4 protein-coding genes and 1 pseudogene are annotated in these 2,664 nt (G+C 59.6%); all 5 read right to left on the bottom strand.

Translation table 11 applies throughout. From position 1 onward, the window contains the following. Positions 1–344: pseudogene (locus ABYB95_RS20975) on the bottom strand (F0F1 ATP synthase subunit alpha); the annotation flags it as partial. Positions 345–398: 54 nt separating this feature from the next. Continuing rightward, positions 399–929 (bottom strand): F0F1 ATP synthase subunit delta, encoded by a 531-nt coding sequence (locus tag ABYB95_RS20980; RefSeq protein ID WP_372661466.1) that lies wholly within the window; start codon positions 927–929, stop codon positions 399–401. 66 nt (positions 930–995) lie between these two features. Further along, positions 996–1,466, bottom strand: coding sequence for a F0F1 ATP synthase subunit B (locus ABYB95_RS20985; RefSeq protein WP_372661469.1), 471 nt, complete (start codon positions 1,464–1,466; stop codon positions 996–998). A 127-nt stretch (positions 1,467–1,593) separates the two neighbouring features. Beyond that, complete coding sequence (atpE, locus tag ABYB95_RS20990) at positions 1,594–1,842, bottom strand: F0F1 ATP synthase subunit C (RefSeq protein ID WP_077334647.1); 249 nt, start codon at positions 1,840–1,842, stop codon at positions 1,594–1,596. An 88-nt stretch (positions 1,843–1,930) separates the two neighbouring features. Further along, a partial coding sequence (gene atpB / locus ABYB95_RS20995) for a F0F1 ATP synthase subunit A (RefSeq protein ID WP_372661473.1) occupies positions 1,931–2,664 on the bottom strand: 734 nt, incomplete at its 5' end.

The following is a 2,664-nucleotide window of genomic DNA, read 5'->3' on the forward strand; positions in this document are numbered from 1 at the left end:
GCGTTGACCACGCGGCCAATCAGCTCGGGACCGACCGGCACTTCCAGAATGCGGCCCGTGCACTTGACGGTGTCACCTTCGGAGATGTGTTCGTATTCACCCAGAATCACCGAGCCGACCGAGTCGCGCTCGAGGTTCAGGGCCAGGCCGAAGGATGGCACGCCATCTTTGTTGGCCGGGAATTCCAGCATTTCGCCCTGCATCACGTCGGACAGGCCGTGGACACGGACGATACCGTCGGTCACCGACACCACGGTGCCCTGGTTGCGCACATCGCTAGCTGCGCCCAGTCCCTCGATACGGGACTTGATCAATTCGGAGATTTCAGCGGGATTGAGTTGCATGACTCTTTCCTTCTTTCATTAAATGTGATGCGGGCATGACCAATGAACGGACCGTCAGGCCGTCAGGGCCACCTTCATTTGATCCAGGCGGGCTTTGATCGACGTGTCGAGCACCTCGTCACCCACCACCACGCGAACGCCACCGATCAGCTCGGGCTGCAGTTGAACCTGCAGATTGAGCTTGCGGCCAAAACGCTTTTCCAGCACACCGGACAGATCGGCCAGGGCCGCGCTGTCGATATCGAAAGCGCTGTACACCACGGCGTCGAACGTGCCCATTTGCGCGTTTTTCAGCGCACGGAACTGCTCGGCAATTTCCGCCAGCGCGGCGATGCGACCATTGTCGATCACGGCGCGCAGAAAATTGGCGGCCTTTTCGGTCAGCGGGGTTTTCAGCACACCCTGCACGACGTCAAAAACCTGCTCCGCCGAAGCTTTTGGGCTGTCGGCGAACTGGCGCAGTTGTTCGTTGCTGGCCACAGCGGCCAGTTCGTCGAGCCAGACTGCGGTGCTGGCCACGTCGCTGCCAGCGGACTGGAACAACGCTTCCGCATAAGGGCGGGCAATGGTGGCGATTTCGGCCATGGTCTACCTTTTAGTGCCTCGTGACGATACCAAGCTGTACCGGGGTGCGCGAACGGGGGTTCGCCATCAGAGCTCGGTTTTCAGGCGCCCCAGCAAGTCGGCGTGAACGCCGGCATTGACTTCGCGCTTGAGAATCTGCTCGGCGCCCTTGACCGCCAAGGCTGCGACTTCTTCGCGCAGCGCTTCGCGGGCCTTGATCACCTGCTGTTCGGCTTCTTGACGAGCAGCGGCGACGATCTTGGTCGCTTCGTCGCCGGCGCGGGCCTTGGCCTCTTCGATCAGGGTCTGGGCACGGCGTTCGGCATCGGCCAGACGGGTAGCAGACTCGTTGCGCGACTTGCTCAACTCTTCTTCCACCCGTTTGTTGGCCACGGCCAGTTCGGACTTGGCCTTGTCGGATGCCGCAAGACCTTCGGAAATCTTCAACGCACGCTCATCGAGCGCCTTGGCGATGGGTGGCCACACGAATTTCATCGTGAACCACACCAGGATCGCAAAGACGATGGCCTGCGCGAAGAGGGTTGCATTGATGTTCATCGCAACGCCTTTCTGTGTGTTGACATGAGTGGTGATGCACTGGCTGCCACAACGTCGTGGACGGATCGCCCCGTGCGAGCAGTTGCAACGCAGCGGGCCGCGCCGTCACCGGCGGCAGCCAAACCCATTACGCCAGCGTGAAGGGGTTGGCGAAGGCGAACAGCAGGGCGATAGCCACACCAATCAGGAAGGCCGCGTCGATCAGACCGGCCAGCAGGAACATCTTGGTCTGGAGGTCGTTCATCAGCTCAGGCTGACGCGCACCAGATTCCAGAAATTTGCCGCCCATCATGCCGATGCCAACCGAGGCGCCCAAAGCACCCAGACCCACAATCAGACCACAAGCCAGTGCGACAAGACCCAGAACGTTTTCCATGATGACTCCTATGAGATAAACGAGATAAAAAAGAAAGAAACGAGAAACAACGAGAGAGAAAAATCAATGCACAGCGCAGATTTGCGCGTCAGTGAGCGTCATGCGCCTGCCCGAGGTAAATCAGGGCCAGCATCATGAAGATGAACGCTTGCAAGGTGATGATCAGGATGTGGAAGATGGTCCACACGGTGCCGGCGATGATGTGTCCGATAAAGAACAGACCGCCGCTGAGCGAGAAGGCAGCAAAACCGCCCAGCAACGCAATCAGCATGAACACCAACTCGCCCGCGAACATATTGCCAAACAACCGCATGCCGTGGGAAACCGTCTTGGCCACGAACTCGATCATTTGCATGGAGAAGTTGATCACACCCAGCAGCAGCGCCGCGATCGGGTTCTTGCTGGTACCAAACGGTGCCGTCACCAGTTCGTGCGTCCATCCGCCCAGGCCTTTGATTTTGATGTTGTAAAACAGGCAGAGCAGCAACACCGAGACAGACATGCCCAAGGTGGTGGACAAGTCGGCGGTAGGCACCACACGGAGGTAGTCCGGCGCACCCATGGCCGGGCCGACGGCATGCCAGATGGCTGGCAGGAAATCGACCGGCAGCATGTCCATGAAGTTCATCATGAAGATCCAGACAAACACGGTCAGCGCCAAGGGGGCCACCAGCTTGCGGCTGTTCGCGTTGTGGATCACCGACTTGGCCTGGTTGTCCACCATTTCGACCAGCATTTCGACCGCTGCCTGGAAGCGACCGGGCACACCCGACGACGCCGAACGGGCCGCACGCCACAGCACGAAACACACGAAGGCGCCCA

Origin of the sequence: Hydrogenophaga sp. (assembly GCF_041633695.1) — a bacterium.
Lineage (GTDB): Bacteria > Pseudomonadota > Gammaproteobacteria > Burkholderiales > Burkholderiaceae_C > Hydrogenophaga.

What these genes read in the sequence shown, in the direction of transcription:
- ABYB95_RS20980 (WP_372661466.1), bottom strand. Translation starts at nt 929, where the DNA reads ATGGCCGAAATCGCCACCATTGCCCGCCCTTATGCGGAAGCGTTGTTC.
- ABYB95_RS20985 (WP_372661469.1), bottom strand. Translation starts at nt 1,466, where the DNA reads ATGAACATCAATGCAACCCTCTTCGCGCAGGCCATCGTCTTTGCGATC.
- atpE (WP_077334647.1), bottom strand. Translation starts at nt 1,842, where the DNA reads ATGGAAAACGTTCTGGGTCTTGTCGCACTGGCTTGTGGTCTGATTGTG.